A 2148-nucleotide genomic window follows, 5' to 3' on the forward strand; every position below is an offset into this window, starting at 1 on the left:
GGCCTGGGCCTCCTGCCAGCACTGGATGGCCAGCAGCGAGGCGCCCAGCAGCTCGCACAGGCGCGCCCAAGCGACGGGGTCCTGGTCGGGGGGCAGCCCCTGGGCCAGGGCCTGGGAGAGGGCGTGGCGGGCGGCCTCGGGGCCGTCGGTGAGGGCGAGGTGCTGCAGGTCGGCGGGCGTGGGCATGGGGCCTCCGACCACGGAGACGCGCCCGGCGGGGGCAGCCTGACATCAGGCCCAGGAGATCCGCAGGACGCCCAGGCCCTCGCTGGTGTGGCGCCCGACCTGGAGCTGCTCGCCCAGCGCCAGCAGGTCCGCCCAGGGCGCAAGCGCCGGCCCGGCCTGGATGGTGCCGGTCCAGCCGGACAGGTCGACGTGCTGGCCCGGGTGGCGGCTGTCGCGGGCGGCGCGCTGGTAGCTCAGCTCGGCGGTGTGCGGCAGCTCGGGGATGTCGGGCCAGCGGGGCTCGGGCGGCAGGTCCAGGGCGCGCTGGACCGAGCGCTCGCAGAGAGCGAGCTTGAAATCGACACGGCCACCCTCCAGGGAGCTATGGTGGACACAACAGGGCCATCGCTGCGCATTCTACCCAGTGTGGCGCCACCAGCGGCCCTCGGAGAAACGATGAGCAGGGACGAGGTGACCACGACTATCAATCGAGTGCCCCCCCGCGTTGCGTGGCGCGTGATCCAGAAGATGGTCCAGGGCAGCCTGGGGCGGTACCGCTGGAGCCGGCGGACCGTTTGGAGCGCCGTCCTGGCGGGCTCCGTCGGTCTGCCCTTGGTCGGAACCGTGGCCGAGAAGCTTCTGGAATCCGTGGTAGCCCTGGTGGCCTCGGAACAACAGGTCGCCTCGGCGCTGATGGCCATCCTCGCGATGGGTGTCGCAGGCACCCTGGTGCTCGCCACCGCCGTGTTCGGACGAGCTGACCTCGGACGCGAACTGGACGCACGCCTGCGCAAACGCGGAGAGCCCGCCCAGGCGCAGCGAGCGCTCGTTCTTTCATGTTCGGAACAGACCTTCGGGCAGGAGACGCTGGACAAGCTGTGCCAGATGTCGCACGAGGACGTGCTGCAGGGGTTCGCCAAGGACCAGATACAACCGCGCCAGATCGAGTTGCTGCTTCGCAGCTTCGAGTTTCATGGGGCCCGGGTGGAACGTATCGTGCTGCTGGTCGACCGCAGCAGGTGGTCGAACAATGCCCAGGCCTTGCTGAAGAGCCTGACGGAGTCTTGGATCGCCTCGGTACCTGGGCGGCGTCTGGGTCCCGTGGAAGTGCATCTGGCCCCCTACGACAATGCCAACGATGCCGAAGCCGTACGGGCATTGGTTGTCGCCGAGCTACGCAAGCTTGGAATGCATGGCATCGAGCCGCTAGAAACGGCTGTCGGAGTGACCCTGGGTACGGCCGCCATGAGCATCGGGATGACCCTGGCCGCAGCCCTCTGTGAGGCCGAGGTGCAGTGTTTCCCTCAGCTCGGCCACAGGCCCTACCCTTCCAACCACCCAGCGGTCGGCAAATTGGCTGGGGTCGAGGGCCTTCTTCCCGTTCGGGTCGACACCGAACCTGCCCGTATCGATTTCGAGGAGTTGGCCCAGCGGCAGCATTGACCTTGATTCCCACTTTGCCGGCCAGGCCCATGACCCCACGCTGACTGTTTCGGTCAGGCGGTTGCAGGCTGGGCCGTCGGCACATGCGCGGCAGACTCTGTCTGCCTGCCTTCCCGTTGTCGTTGGTCCTCCTGGCAAGTGGGTCTGGCTGCCTGCGGATCTCCGTAAGCATGCAGCCCGCCACGTCCTACCCACCGGGGTCGGGGCTGGGCAATCGCCCTCTGCCGTCCTTCCAGACCCACGGCAGGAGCTCCTCTACCGTGCTGCCGCGCTCACTGACCCGGATGAGGGCGTCGGCGAACCACTGCTGGGGGTTGACGCCATGCAGGTGGCAGGTGGCGCACATGGTGAGCAGGATCGCCAGGTTGCGGGCGCCCTCGTCGTGACCGGCGAACAGCGCGTTCTTGCGGAGCAGGGCCACGATGCGCAGGGCCGACTCGCTGGCGTTGTTGTGGATCGGGATCCTGGCGTCGGTCAGGAACAGCGACAGCGCGTCCCGCTGGTTGAGCGCGTAGCGCATGGCCTTGGCGATGGTGGATT

General features: G+C 68.3%; 3 protein-coding genes. 1 reads left to right on the plus strand and 2 read right to left on the minus strand.

Translation table 11 applies throughout. The features are described from left to right. A partial coding sequence (locus L6Q67_RS23295; protein ID WP_296575828.1) for a hypothetical protein occupies window positions 1-186 on the minus strand: 186 nt, incomplete at its 3' end. Between the two features lie 87 nt (window positions 187-273). Between L6Q67_RS23295 and L6Q67_RS23300 the strand changes: the two genes are divergently transcribed. After that, window positions 274-1608 (plus strand): hypothetical protein, encoded by a 1335-nt coding sequence (locus tag L6Q67_RS23300; RefSeq protein WP_296575831.1) that lies wholly within the window; start codon window positions 274-276, stop codon window positions 1606-1608. 187 nt (window positions 1609-1795) lie between these two features. On the opposite strand, the gene L6Q67_RS23305 is transcribed toward L6Q67_RS23300, so the two are convergent. After that, window positions 1796-2148 (minus strand): transposase (locus tag L6Q67_RS23305; protein WP_296575833.1); only part of this gene is annotated, 353 nt, incomplete at its 5' end.

Origin of the sequence: Zoogloea sp. (genome assembly GCF_023150065.1) — a bacterium.
Lineage (GTDB): Bacteria > Pseudomonadota > Gammaproteobacteria > Burkholderiales > Rhodocyclaceae > Zoogloea.